Annotated in this window: 8 protein-coding genes; 2 read left to right on the top strand and 6 right to left on the bottom strand. The window is 47.1% G+C overall.

All coding sequences use genetic code 11. The features are described from left to right. Positions 1 to 47 precede the first annotated feature (47 nt). Positions 48 to 1,853, top strand: coding sequence for a site-specific integrase (locus tag P8H26_RS09245; RefSeq protein WP_289632638.1), 1,806 nt, complete (start codon positions 48 to 50; stop codon positions 1,851 to 1,853). Positions 1,854 to 2,125: 272 nt separating this feature from the next. Here the strand turns inward: P8H26_RS09245 and P8H26_RS09250 are convergent, their stop codons facing one another. The 6 genes from P8H26_RS09250 to P8H26_RS09275 all read right to left on the bottom strand — a co-directional run bounded on the left by P8H26_RS09250 (position 2,126) and on the right by P8H26_RS09275 (position 12,005). Beyond that, the gene (locus tag P8H26_RS09250; RefSeq protein ID WP_289632639.1) at positions 2,126 to 6,499 is read right to left on the bottom strand and encodes an NACHT domain-containing NTPase; all 4,374 of its coding nucleotides are present in this window, start codon (positions 6,497 to 6,499) and stop codon (positions 2,126 to 2,128) included. Positions 6,500 to 6,729: 230 nt separating this feature from the next. Next, positions 6,730 to 7,263, bottom strand: a complete 534-nt coding sequence (locus tag P8H26_RS09255; protein WP_289632640.1) for a hypothetical protein — start codon at positions 7,261 to 7,263, stop codon at positions 6,730 to 6,732. A gap of 147 nt (positions 7,264 to 7,410) precedes the next feature. Beyond that, positions 7,411 to 8,619: a hypothetical protein gene (locus tag P8H26_RS09260; protein ID WP_289632641.1), complete on the bottom strand. Its 1,209-nt coding sequence runs from the start codon at positions 8,617 to 8,619 to the stop codon at positions 7,411 to 7,413. 603 nt (positions 8,620 to 9,222) lie between these two features. Further along, the gene (locus P8H26_RS09265; RefSeq protein WP_289632642.1) at positions 9,223 to 10,677 is read right to left on the bottom strand and encodes a hypothetical protein; all 1,455 of its coding nucleotides are present in this window, start codon (positions 10,675 to 10,677) and stop codon (positions 9,223 to 9,225) included. A gap of 322 nt (positions 10,678 to 10,999) precedes the next feature. Next, positions 11,000 to 11,413, bottom strand: a complete 414-nt coding sequence (locus tag P8H26_RS09270; protein ID WP_289632643.1) for a hypothetical protein — start codon at positions 11,411 to 11,413, stop codon at positions 11,000 to 11,002. 1 nt (position 11,414) lies between these two features. Further along, complete coding sequence (locus P8H26_RS09275) at positions 11,415 to 12,005, bottom strand: hypothetical protein (protein WP_289632644.1); 591 nt, start codon at positions 12,003 to 12,005, stop codon at positions 11,415 to 11,417. Positions 12,006 to 12,156: 151 nt separating this feature from the next. On the opposite strand from P8H26_RS09275, the gene P8H26_RS09280 reads away from it, so the two are divergent. Continuing rightward, positions 12,157 to 12,732, top strand: coding sequence for a recombinase family protein (locus P8H26_RS09280; protein ID WP_308446662.1), 576 nt, complete (start codon positions 12,157 to 12,159; stop codon positions 12,730 to 12,732). The last annotated feature ends 58 nt before the right edge of the window (positions 12,733 to 12,790 follow it).

The raw sequence follows: 12,790 nt of genomic DNA on the forward strand, positions 1-12,790 counted from the left end.
GTTCCGGTAATTGTGATACATCTCACGCTCATGTACGCGGAGATGTCATGGCTCGCTCTTCTTATCTGACCCGGCGCGATGGCCGATATCATATTCAGATTCGCTTTTCATCTACGCTTATGCCACTGATTGGCCGACCACTTTATCGAGCGTCTTTACAAACCAGCGATTACAGATTGGCGTTGCTAAGACTTGCAGAATGTTTGCGATGGTTCCACCGAATGAATGATAGTGCCGATTACGTAGCCTTGTTTCAAAAGAATACAAAAGAGCTTCAAATATATCTGCGTGACTCATGGCCCATTACAGATGAGCGACTGTTTGCTCGTGCCTGCTTTGAGGACCTTCTTAAAAGCCTTAACCGGAAAGCTAGAGCAATCAATTGCGATCCGGATATGATTGAGCCGGAATTTTCCAAACTGCTTAAGCTATTCATCCAGCAAAATGTCGAAGCAGAAGCATATCAGCGCAAAGCAGAGCGCGTCATAGAATATGAACGTGGCCGATCAGATATGAGAGCTGCAATTGAATTTGGTGCAGTACCGACCAGTTTTCAGCCGCCTGTAAGCCTAGCAGCTCCCTCCGTTATACCTTACACATCATCCCCTGCCCCTTCTGATAATCTCATCCCCACAAGTACCAGCCCCTGCTTTTCAGTGGCATTGGCAGAATATCTGGAAACCGCAGACGGCAGCAAAGACAGTCGTCGCGACGTCGAGCTCATTGTGCAGTTTTTGATTGACCAAATGGGTGATAATCCCGTTCACCAATTCAGTGCAGAGGATGCAATACAGCTTGATAAAATGCTACCAGACATTCCAGATCGTGTGAAAATCCCTCGTGACCAGTGCACATCGCTATCAAAGCGATACGCATATGCACAGCAGCATGGATGGGAAAATCTTAAGCGTCTGACCGAAGCACGTCTGCGCAATGGCTACCATAATTCACTATCAAAGTTCTTTGGCTGGCTCATTCAGAAGGGTTATTACGCGCAGCCGAAACCGATCTTCAATACTGTTAGCGGTAAAAATCTGACGTCGCTCACACGTGATGCTTTTGAATATGACGAAATCGTCAAAATTTTCTCTCAACCCTTATTTCAAGGCTGCAAGACAGAAAAACAAATATGGCAACCTGGAAAGGTTTTCGTCCAGTCACACCTGTATTGGGGCTACATTATCCTGATTTTACACGGCATGCGCATTGGTGAATTTGGTCAGCTAGATGCCAGCCATATCAAAGAAGTGGATGAGGTTTTCTATTTCGATTTGCGCTCATTCGACCCAGAGAAAGGGCGAGTACCACTAGAAGAAGTAGTTAAGCTTAAAACTAGCGGCTCTGAACGCGTCATTCCCATTCATCCTCTCGTTCTTGAACTCGGTCTAATGGATCGTGTGAAAGACCTGAAGCAACGTGGCTGCACCGCATTATTTCCAGAATGGGAACCATATCCAAAGCCCAATGGCGAAATACGCTGGGGGCAGCCGATCACTAAAAGCTGGCAATATCTCAAACAAAAGATAGGTATCAAACGCGCCAATGTCACAGCTTACTCGGCACGTCACTCATATGCGCAATTTTTGGATTCTACCGGCATCAGCAACAGGGGCCGTAACATGCTTATGGGGCATTCTATACGAAACGACATTCCTGCACATTATGGCTCGAAAAAACGACTGTCACCGCGCGACCTTAAAGAACTTACCGAAACCTCATCGCGTGAGATTCAGTTCATGACCGAGACGCTTCTTGCCACTAAAGAAAAAGCAGATGCGGGAGAATTGTCTATTGCAAAGCCATGGCTACAACGCACGAACTGGTCAGAGTTTTATCGTCAAAAATTTGGTTGATACGTTGAGAAAAGTTGATTTCATAAATATCAATGAACGATGCAGGAGCTTTCTATAGCAGAAACTATCAACTCTTATATCCAAATTGATAACGACACGCCTCTTCATGAGCCTACGTTACTCCTCTTGCGTTCAACCGCCCGGACAATATTAAGGTCCCACCCAGACTGCCTACTCATCATTAATGGATGCATGAAAGCATCTGATCGCCTATGACCAACGAAATATCATTTCTGTGTCTTTCAGGAGAGGAGTAGATTTCAGCGCGAATATTAAATCGTATCAGACGGCTTCTCTGAAATGTCACGAGTTATAGCAATCACTTTCTTACCGTCATTGCGTACTTGATTTATTGCCGTACATTTCTCTTGTACACATTTTACGAGCTCCTCGAAGTTAACAGCCTTACCATCGACAGTTTTCCGGAAAGCGCTTCTTTTTACCTTCTTAGTCTTCTTGTCTTTCTCAACCTTTCTAGGATGAGAAGCATTGACTAGTACATAGATACCGGTGTGAGATGACGTCTCGAAAAGATATTGATTTGAAAGTTGTTCACTAGGAGTACTCACCAGTTGGTTCCCAGTCCAATGTTTCATTTCAGCAAGTTTAATCTCGACCGACACTTTCCCCAAAAATTCAAATCTTGAATGCAACCTTAGATCAGGCCGCTTCTCGCCTGCAACTTCTTGCTCCCGTATAACGGTATAATAGCGTTCCCCAACATCTCTAAGGCGGCCTGCCAACCAGTTCCTTAGGTCGCCTTCCTTCGCGTGTCCACGTCTAAAGAATGCGCTTTCATCATCGTCAGAGGTATGAAGTTTTTCTAATAATGCCTCTAAATGTATTTGGCAGAGTTTTCTGAACTCCTCCACGCTTGCAGGCGGCTTGGATTGATCGTTCAGAAACTGAATCGCCTCATCGCGCGAAAGTTCTGCGCGTCTACCCGACTTACGTCTCATCAATTCGATCTGATACAGAAACGTATCTCGGTAACTGGAAAGCTGCTTTGATCGTGACAGCCGAGCAAGTGCATCTATCGCATCAGGCGTTTGCAACGCCACCAACATATTGATGTAATTTCGTCGGCTACTCTCTGCATGGTCATTTTTTCCCGGTGAATAAACACTCTCGTGCCTTACATCCTTCTCAGGCGGCCATGCTAAATATGATGCCCGAACCAACCACTCCAGCAGATTTGAATCCCGGCCATACTCCCTTCGCACATGGCCCGCACCTTCCACGAGAGCAGGCTTGTTCTCTTCGCGCGCCAAAAATTCGAAGTAGAGCGCTTTCTGCGCTACGCTGTCCAATTCAGTAAACGTTAAGGCCAAAACGTTTATCGCGGCACCGGAGTTCGCATTCATTATCCCATCAAGCCACTCCCACGCCTCGCGGAAATCGAAACGGGTAGTTGCAGCCCGATAGCCCGAGACAAGAAACCTAGATAGGCGGTTTAGCTCGACAGTTGGGGCCCGAGCCACGATATCAAGGCAGAGCATTCTATCGCGACGGTTTCTTGGAAGAGCAATCATCAGCATCCGCAGAAGCATCGGAGCCACAAGGTTCCTGATTCCGCTGCCAGAGTAGGCGATTTTACTTATGCAATCTGATACTTGGTCGCCGCCGTCACAGTGCTCAGAGTTAAAGTCCGCCAACAATGCACCTTTGACTTCGGAGCAAAATTGAGTTGGGAAGTTAGTCGCCAATTCCTCAACCCACTCGGGAAAGCCGTTTAATTCGTGGAAAGCGTAACGAAAGGCCTTTCGCGCAAGATCGGCGTCACTAGGCAACTCACCATATGAATAATCCAGGTTGACGCCGGCTAGGCCTATGTGGCCTAGGTATGTTCGTCTTTCAGCGTAACTGGTGTCATGGGTCTTCCAATATTGCCGCAAGCCATCGCTGAATAGATTGGCAATCTCAGCACCATATTCTTCATTGACAGCACGGATAGTTCCAGTCCCAAGCTCATTTGGTGCTTTTTCAAAAAGCCAAATGGCGTTGCTGTTGTCGAAGTCACCTGCAGAAATCTCTCTGCGGTTTTTCATTATGAACTTTCGATTCTTGCGAGCTGATCTCCAAGACTGCAAAGCTTCCTTCTTGTCCTTAAGCCACCTGTCGACGTCATAGCGATATTGATGCTGGCAGCGCGATATCGTTCGAAGAAGCCAACCATGGATACCGAATTGGCGCGTTTGCTCCTTGTCTCCATATTTCTTGAGGCACTGCCTAAGCTGACCTAACGCATACTCGTGATCATCTCCTCGGAGGTTGCCTAAAATTGTTTTCGCCAAATCGAGATATAATGCCCGCTTGGATAGATCCGTTGCTTCCGATGCAAGTTCACAATAGTGAAATACATCAGAGTGATGGAAAAGGTATCCGTTTTCTTCTTTGTCACGAATTTCCAAGGGGTAGATCGCTCCAAACGGAACGCGGCCTCTCTGAACGCGCTCAGGGAACAAAGCTACTCGTCGTTGAATGAGAGCGTGTTTCACTTCGGATCTTGCCCGGAGGCCATCCGCTAATCTCTTCATTGGTGTCTTGAGACTGAATACGTCGATCCTATCATCTTTGACCAACGCCATCTCGACGGCGTCGAGCAAGTCACTGTCGTCAGGACGAACATCTTCATCAACAACTAGTTCGGACGCTAGGTAAACGATTGCTGGCACAAACCTTTTGTATCGAGCCGAAGCATTGGGCATTCGGTACCGGTTCTCGTCACGGCCAGAAAACGCAAAGCGCAACAAAATGGATAACCAAATCTGCTTCTCCGATTTCAACAGACCATCAACTATTTCGATTAAATACTTAGACGTTGCGGATGAATAGTTCGCGCGCTCCCTCTGAATTCTTGAAAGAATACTAATAGTGTCGAGCAGTGTGGCTTCGCCAAGGACGTATTTTAGGGCCTTAAGCTGGAACATATTCCAGTTCGGTGCGGTGTCAGTATCCTCTACGTTTGGTGGTGTGGCCATCAGAGCTTCTGACAAGATATCTGCTCGGAAGGTTTGGTCCTCAAATTCATCAAGTGCTGCGCATGCTTCCGCTTTGCTCCGATAGCCAATGTCTGGATTTCTAACATAGCCCGCCAGTTTTGGGGCAAGCGACTTCATTTGACCAAAACGTGCAATCTCAATTAAAAAATCCGTCAATTCAGGAGAACTAGATTTATCTAGGAGTTCATCAACTACAGGCCACAACTCAGGATGAGTGAAACGCTTTACATCATCATGCGAGAACCACTCACCTCTATATCGGATATCGTCATAGAGACGTGCTTGATTACGTAGAGCGACCTCCTTGTCGCCTATAGATAATGATTGTGGGTCTCCGGTTTCGATGAGAAGGGCAGGCCTTATTTTTGCTACAACTGCCTTTGTCGAACCATTCAAGGCCGCTAGCCAACCCATGACGTGCTCAGTCGATTGTGGGATCGAACGAAGCCCCAACCCCTCTGCAAGGAGCGGCGCGATTGTGCGTTCGGAATGCGCTCTGGCTCGCAAACTCTCATCGAAATGCTCAGCTGCAAGAAAGTCCTGAATCTCTCGATGCGCGAACCTGATGCGTCCCCCGACTGATGGCTGGAAAAGCCCGCAGGCTAGCAGCTCGCGGACTTCCGGACCAGTCCATGAATCCACGTCCGTAGACAGGATCTGAGCTGCATTGATGGCATCACCTGCAGTCAATGGGAGTACCGTAAAATCCCGCTCGCCTGACAAGACCACGAAAGCGGCGAGCTTAGCCGCGGCCTTCCTTGCTCGGTTAATATCAATGTTTAACCGATCTTTACTTTCTGATCTGCCGAATAGCCGCCACGCAACCAAATAGCGCATGACTTGAAGTCGAGACTTGAAAACCAACTCGGGTGCTCGGCCTTCATCAACGGCCTTTTTCCAAACATCCAAGAATAGATGCGCATCCAACGGTTGCTGAATGAGACCAATGGCAAGATTAGCGCTTACGGCGCTAATGAAGCCCGAGGAGTTCACGCCGCGAGCCACAGCAAGTTTCTCGATGTCTCCGGTAGTAAGCGGTGCAAGGCGAAAAGTTCTGCAACTTAGATCGATTGCATCCAACTCTTGTTTGGAATTTCGTGTCTGTCTAATGAACCGAGTCAGACGTCTTACATCGCCATCCCCAAGCCACTCACTTGGACGACTTGTGATCACAACATGTATAGGTGCCAGTCGTCGTCCAATTTCTCGAGAAACAGTGTCGAGGGCTTTTTCAAGCGCACTTTCATTGCGTGACGAAGGTAGACGAGCCTCATCCAAAGCATCAAAAAACAGAAATCCACCTTTTTTTGATCGCTTCCAAATGTCGAAACGCTCTCCCTGGTCATCTAATCCGAAGTCGAATGAACCCGCCAAGGACCCGTCTTGTAGTGCCTCCAGTCGCAGTAGGAATGCGTCTTGTCCTGCCTCAACGAGGCGCTGCACTTGCTGTCGAACTTCAGTTGTCTTGCCAGAGCCAGCTGTACCAAGGAGAATAGATACATCATTCGAGAGAATTTCTTCCCACGTTTTTCCAGTTTTGCGCATTGCAAGCGAAGCCCAAATACTGTCCGGTTCATTCTCAAAATCTATCGATTGAATTTCGACAAATCGTCGTGACAATGAAATATACTGACTGCTATCCACGAATACCCCCTGATACTTCTGAGTTTACAATATCAAGAGCCAGGCGCAGGTGCCACATAAGATTGATAGGTATTCTGTGCTTACAAGATGAAGGAGAGTGGAGGTCAAGACGAATCTTCCTTCTTCCCGATTCTGTCATTCCGTTTACTTCGACCATCGTCCAACAGACTCCCTCGGACTCTGGCAGAAAAACGATATCCTCCAGTCCACTCGCAAAGGTTTAGCACTACCTAAATTTGGGGGCTTGGCACGTTAGTTAAGGCCTCATTTATAGCTTTATTGGCAGTAGTTTTTTCAGCATCAAATTCAGCCTGCCATGATGTGATTACTTTGGCATCATGCATGCCATGACGAACATGTACTGCAAGGCGATTAATTCTCTCCTGGTGGATTTGGTCAATGATCCAACCTCGTAATCCGACGTCATCGATACGCGCCAACAGAAACTGCTTTGCATCCTCCCGTGCGGCAGGGCGGCGAAGATCACGCATCAAGCGTTTTAGTGTCGGCTGTTCATTGTAGCGTTCACGCGGTTGTTTTGGTGTCGTAGAAAACCCACGCTCATAATCAGATATTGACCAGCCATTATCGCTGTCGAATTGTTGCGGCGTAGCTGGCTGCATGAAAGGTGTGCGGATTGATAGCAGCGCTGCAATGAATGCCCAGCCAATCAGAATGGGATGCTTTTTCTGACATCGCGCCAGGCGCGCCCGTGCCAGAGCAATTTCCCAGCAGCTCTTTTGACGTCGTTTTTTCTTTTCCATAATAATTTCCGATTTTCTGCGTTGAGAAAACTATGAATGAAAAAGCCACCGGCGGTACGTTTTTGGGCTGTTTTTATGAGCTGTCAACATTCTAACGCGCAGAAACGGGGCATTGAGCGCGAAGATTGATGTCGCATGATGTTTAGGTCATCGAATTTTTGGGCCATTTGCCTCGAAACGCTCGTCATTAGCATGAAGCAGCCGATCCCTTTGACGTCGCAATTGATCACGATCACTGATGATGGCTTGCATTGACTGGGCACTATTGGAAAGTCTGGTTTCGACAGACGTCCGACGTCTAATTTCATTCTGTAGACGATTTTCGGCATCAGTTGCACGCTTACGTTCACCCTCAATGATTGGCTGCGCCTCTTTCCAAAGAGATTTACGGATTGAGGATATGCGCAAACCATCCCAAAAATTTCGCACCCAATTCGCAACAGAACGGGCTTTACGCATCTCAGCGTCGGCACGAGCAACAAGCTTATCTGAACAATGCAACGCATCCTGCACAATGGACTTCGCTTCCAATTTAGCATCAGCAACGGTCTTTTGTGCTGTTGTTTCGTGCTGCTTGCGATTAACATCGGCTGTTCTCGCAGCCTTCATTGCTGTGGCTGCCATCGTTTGCGCTTGCTGGACGCTTTTGGCCACAGCTTTTTCCACCATCCACTCTGCACGTGTCAGGCGACGTCGCGCCGGACCAAGGCGGGTCAGCCCATGTGGCAAGCCAACATCGGTTGAATATGAATCCTGCCATGTTCGCATGGCTTCCACATAGGCTTTGTCGCCCATAGCGTTCGCAGTTTTCTTTTCCTGCCCGTCCGCAATGGCAGCTTCCACGGCTTGTTTCTTGAACACTTTGCCAGGGTGCAACCGATCAGCATGGCCGGAAGAATGGAGACCGTAAGCATGAAGGTGCACATGTGTTTCATCTAGATGCATGATGACGGTCTCCAATGTACCGCCACGCGCTTCCAGATCATGGCGCAACCATTTCACTGAATCCCTCGCCCAAGCTTCAACGGCAGTTTTGACGTCGGTATCGTTGCGACATTCATCGGGCGTCACGGGATGCGACAAAACACATGTAAAAAGCGAGCCTGTATCTTTTCTAACTGCCCGCTTTTTGCCATTTGCCAGTACCTCCTGTGCCTGTTCGATCATTATATCGTGACGACGCAAAAGCTCATCAAAATCACAGCCAAACACAGGAACAGGATTCTTTGGGTTTTCAACATGCAACGAGGCTTCCGGTGACCGCCGTGCCTCGGCAATAATTTCCGCTATAGTCAGCTTTCCGCTCCGACCACCGGAACGAGAATAAGTTTCAATATGAGCGAATTGAAACCCCATTTTTATTGCTGCTTCATCGCGATGCCAGCGGCAAGCTGGCGCTCTGTTTCTTGTATCAGACCGCATACAGCATTGAGATCAGCATAAATTTTCATAAGACGGGAATCCAAGTTCAGTCTCCTATGATAGAGGTTAGACTAAAATGATCACCGGTCGGCGTGAATGAAACAAGAACGGAAAGATGTAGTGACCGACTACGTCTATTCGCTCCACGTCTTCGACTGCTCATAGACATCGGCTCTCCGAGGGTCTAGTGGGAGCCTTTTGTGTAACAGACATGTCTATTACACTGCCGTCGTACAAGACGTACGCATATCCTACAAAGCATAGCGAGAGAGACACATCAAAAAGCCCCCTGTCATCCGGTCTACTCGTGATCAACAGGCTGCCACCAGATTCATGCCCATAACTACAGCTGTCGGATATGTCTCAGACAGAGGTTAAGTGATTTCACCGTTATCGTGAGATACGTGGTTGGAACTGTGCGCAGCCTTGAAATTGGAAAAAGGATTTTTCAGCTACGCCGTATGGCTTCATGCTTTTTATCAATACACCGTTTTTTACATCCTGAGATTAATCGGATTTTCTTAGCGGCATGTCATTTCAGATTTTATCGAGACCGAATTTTAATGTCAGCTCCGACCAATATTTATTAATCGTGGGACGGCTAATCCCACTTTCCCGCGCAAGATTGGCTTTAGTGACTCCAATGCCTTTATCGGAAAGACTGTTAATCGCATTTTCAATGCTGTTTAATGTGCGTTCCGCGTTTTTCTGAGCAGAATATTGTGCAGCAGTTACTTGGCGCTCTTTTAGGGTTTTCTGCCCTTCCACAACATGCATCAAAACACCACGGTTCTTTTTTGACTGTTGTAAGATGTTAGGGTTCCAATGCGAAACCGCATATTCCGCAACCTTCGCAATGATCAGAGACGCATGTGCTGCATCATTGCGCTTAGATCGTGCCGCACCATTTACTAAAGCGCCTTCAAGTTCAGTGTGAAGCCGATCAACGATCAAACCAAAGGTTTTGTTTTGATAGTCAAACTTGAATTGGGCGTCGGCAGAATAATGCCAGCCGTTCAAAATCTCATACGCCTTTTTCTGGCAGAAATTAAAAATCTCATTGCTGCCGACAATCCCCATACCGGTCTGCACACCTGCTGCTCTCCGAAGCAGCACTTCACGATTGTGGTTCAGTTCAAGATATTCGGCATGTTCGGACAAGTCAGGAAAACGAACGTCTTGCGGGCAAACAGTGTGCCATTCTGGAGAGAGCGGACACTTTACCTGCTGCGATGCAGCTGGTGCACCAGCATCGGCACCCGCTTCAAGAAGCGCGTGACAAAGACCGAAATAGACAGAATGGAACAGATCAACAGGGCCACGTCTCCAGCCTTCCTTACCCGGTTCATTCCAGATAGCTGCTCCCTTCGGTAGCATCCAGATTGCGTGAGGTCGGATAAAGCGCCCATCATCCAATTTCAAACCGACAAGGAAATGTGGCTCGCAAGCTATTTGTCCGTCATGAGCAAGCAGCCGATAAAACAGACAACACTCCTCAACTGACGCCCAAATGCGATCCGTGTCTATGCGTAGGAAGCCAAGAAATTTACGGTTTCCTTCAACATAAGGCTCGTCCAACGAAAAGAGCTTTTGATGAAGCCGTTCCAACGAGCCCTTTCCCCAATTGCTTCGCAAATCTTGTTTTCGTGGCACAGCAGCCACGAACAGTTCACCAGCTTTGGATTTTAGTGTTTCAGAACGCAACCCCTCTTCGCGAACTGGTCCTACTTGATGGCCGGAAAGTTCTTTGTAGCCGCGCCGACGGTAACCAAGCTCAAGCCGTTCTTTAACCAGTGCTTGTTGATCTTTGTAGCGCTGATGAAAGAATTCTTTGTCTTCTGCACGACGCGTCATAAACGCTGGCGGCAAAATTTTTATCTGCTGCAATCCTGCTGGATTAGAAAAATCCAGACCAGTGCAGTGTTTGTCAATATTTTTGGTTTGTGGGGTAGAGTGCTCTTGATTGCTGAATACGGGAGTATTCAGCACCACGCTCAACGCAGCATCACAGGGTGCTTTACTTTTCTTCCGCCGTTAAGCATCATAAGAGACCTCAAAAACAAACTCCGTGCAGGGTTCCAGCCCTTTGACCACGGAGTTTTATTTTGCTCGGAACTTTTGGACACTGTCAAACAGGCCAATCCGCCGACAGAAATGTTACTGTCTGCTCAAGCCCGTATTCCTCAGATATCAATATGGGATTGCGCCGGCGAATATTCTGGCGAAAACTATGAATACAGCATCCTCCCCCTCCCATTAAAAATGCTGTAAAGCGGCCTCAGAACAAAAAAGAGGCCGCTTTTATATTCTCATGCTAATCACCGTAAGCGCCATACTCACCGCTCATATCATAACGCCCGCCGCACGGTGCATCTTCAATGTAGAAGTGAATAGTACCGTTATCGAAAGCTAATAACCAAACGAGTGGGTCATTTTTATATTCACCCATCAAAGCATCCGCATATTGTTCCCGAACTGTGAAATTTAAGCTGTCCCGCTTCATTGGGATTTCAGCTTTGCAAAGGATTTTCTGTGCGTCCATGGGTTCTGCTGCTGTGAAGCGCAGATGATAGTTTTTACCCTTTTTCTTCGTGATCGAAATGAAACATTGAGCCTTTTCACAATTGCCCACATAATCACCAACATAGGGATCACTGGCAGCATTCGCAGAAAAAACGGACGTCGAGAGCGATACCACAGCACTCAATGGGATAAGGAGGTGCCGCATATTATGCTCCGAGCTGGGATTTCAAAGTAACAACGTTCTTGTCCACTAACCGCCAAGCGCGGTTTGCAGCACCAAACGAACGTGCAGCAAGATAACAAAAGCCTGATGCGAGAACGACTAAAGTAATGATTGGCCCTGGATTGCCCATTGGGACACCACTAAAGGCACATGACAGTGGTGATGTCAGGAGTAGAAAAACGGGTAATACCTTGACCCAGCTCTTTCGATCCAGATGGCCGAGCGAATTGGCATACTTCATCCCGTCATCCGTTTGTATTGCCGTAACAATATGTACACCACTACTTTTCGTTATGAAGGTTTTTTGATTTCGATTACCAAAAAGATAATTCTGCAAAGGATGTGGAACGATAGTTTTCTGAAGAAGCTGATCTCCAACATAGAGATACTTATATACATCACCAATATTCGCGTTGTTTTCACAACCGCTGCTATTCGTCACTTTCCCTGAAACGGTGAAGATATTTTTCCCACTCGCAAGCTTATTCATCTCTGCCCCAATGAAACTAAGGGCTATCCAAATGCCCCTCAATACAAGCGCTTGTAAAGGGAAGCCTTTATCAAAAGAATTCATCCAAATATTGTCGGTGATTAATAAATTCAGAAAAGCCTTATAAAATGGCCGACAGAAATAAAACTGAAGAAAATTTCACATCAATTTTGTTGACGACACTTGAATTTATAAAGGCTTCCCTTTTCGTCAACAAATTTGAGGCTGGAAAGTCATGAAATCCAATCAGATACTAAGAGAAAGGCGCAGGAATGCTGCATTGAAAAACAAGAACAATTCAAAGAAAAATAAATATAATCACCGTAATTATCCTTTAAAAATCGGATATGCTCGCGTTTCTACTGATGTGCAACGCATGGATTTGCAAATGGACGCACTGAAGCAGGCAGGATGCGATCAAATTTTTACAGACCAAGGGATATCAGGTGCCTCGTCTGAGCGACCAGGACTACAACTGGCAGTAGGCGCACTTCAAAAAGGCGACACCTTGATAGTTTGGCGTCTTGACCGTCTCGGGCGTTCTTTGGTCAATCTGGTTGAGCTTGTAAGTAATCTGGGAAAACAAGGTGTTGAGTTTCGGTCATTGAGCGAAAGCATCGACACCAGTTCATCGGGTGGAAAACTACTATTCCACATGATTGCAGCATTAGCAGAATTCGAACGTTCACTCATAAGCGAACGGACGAAAGCAGGCATGGCAGCAGCAAAACTGCGCGGCAAACATGTCGGACGGCCACCGCGGATGAAACCAACCCAGGCATCAAAAACCACTCCGAAGAGGCATGGGTGAAAGTTCCTAAAAAGTCCATCCTTGCTATTTTGTTCTCACTATTGTACGTGGGTACATA

Origin of the sequence: Pseudochrobactrum sp. sp1633 (assembly GCF_030376605.1) — a bacterium.
Taxonomy (GTDB): Bacteria; Pseudomonadota; Alphaproteobacteria; order Rhizobiales; family Rhizobiaceae; genus Pseudochrobactrum.

Bases quoted from the DNA above. Each gene is read 5' to 3' on its own strand.
- P8H26_RS09245 (WP_289632638.1), top strand. From the start codon at position 48: ATGGCTCGCTCTTCTTATCTGACCCGGCGCGATGGCCGATATCATATT.
- P8H26_RS09255 (WP_289632640.1), bottom strand. From the start codon at position 7,263: ATGGAAAAGAAAAAACGACGTCAAAAGAGCTGCTGGGAAATTGCTCTG.
- P8H26_RS09260 (WP_289632641.1), bottom strand. From the start codon at position 8,619: ATGGGGTTTCAATTCGCTCATATTGAAACTTATTCTCGTTCCGGTGGT.
- P8H26_RS09270 (WP_289632643.1), bottom strand. From the start codon at position 11,413: ATGCGGCACCTCCTTATCCCATTGAGTGCTGTGGTATCGCTCTCGACG.
- P8H26_RS09275 (WP_289632644.1), bottom strand. From the start codon at position 12,005: ATGAATTCTTTTGATAAAGGCTTCCCTTTACAAGCGCTTGTATTGAGG.
- P8H26_RS09280 (WP_308446662.1), top strand. From the start codon at position 12,157: ATGAAATCCAATCAGATACTAAGAGAAAGGCGCAGGAATGCTGCATTG.